Origin of the sequence: Paratractidigestivibacter sp. (assembly GCF_052362415.1) — a bacterium.
Taxonomy (GTDB): Bacteria; Actinomycetota; Coriobacteriia; order Coriobacteriales; family Atopobiaceae; genus Paratractidigestivibacter.
Genome location: NZ_DAWEMK010000098.1, coordinates 1411 through 2244 on the forward strand (window position 1 = coordinate 1411; position 834 = coordinate 2244).

Below are 834 nucleotides of genomic sequence, written 5' to 3' on the forward strand. Positions count from 1 at the left end.
CTACAACTTCGGCGATTACGCTCGCAACATCCAGAGCTTCTTCTGGGGAGACGTCTGCGACTGGTACATCGAGCTCTGCAAGGGCCGCCTGCTCGACGGCACGCCGGAGCGGAAGCTCCAGGTCCAGCGCAACCTCGTGTATGTGCTCGACGTAAGCATGCGCCTGCTGCACCCCGTGATGCCCTTCGTTACCGAGAGCGTCTGGGACGCGCTCCCCGCGAGCGGCCTCGACGCGCACGACGCTCAGTTCCTCATGGTCGCCAAGTGGCCCGAGCCCGACGACCTCGCCGACTTCGTCAACGAGCGCGCCGAGGGCGATTTCGAGCTCGCCAAGCGCGTCATCTCCTGCGTGCGCTCCACGCGCGCCCGCTATCGCCTCTCGCCGAAGGCCGAGCTCGCCGTTGCCGTGCGCTGCTCCGCTGAGGACGCCGAGGTGCTCGCCGCGCAGGAGGGCTTCATCAAGTCCGTCGGCCGCGTGAGCGCGCTCACCGCTGGTCCCGATGCCGTCAAGCCCGCGGGCGCCGTGTCCGTCGCCGACGGCTCGCTCGAGATCTTCGTCGACCTCGGCGGCCTCGTGGACCTCGCGGCCGAGTCCGCGCGCCTGCAGAAGGAGCTCGCCAAGGCCCAGAAGGACCTTGCCAGCGTCGAGCGCACGCTCGGCAACGAGGGCTTCGTCGCTAAGGCCGCGCCTGCGGTGATCGAGAAGAAGCGCTCTCAGCAGGCGGAGCTCACCGCCACGATCGAGCAGCTCAAGGCTCAGATCGCGGACTTCGCGTAAAAGTCGAGCCCCTCGACAGGTCCGGCGCCCCGCCGGGGCTTCTCGCAAAGCTACGA

General features: G+C 68.3%; 1 protein-coding gene. It reads left to right on the top strand.

Annotated elements, in window-relative coordinates:
* On the top strand, positions 1-778 hold a 778-nt coding region (locus ACT84W_RS08710), incomplete at its 5' end, for a class I tRNA ligase family protein (RefSeq protein WP_444328928.1).
* Positions 779-834: the final 56 nt, after the last annotated feature.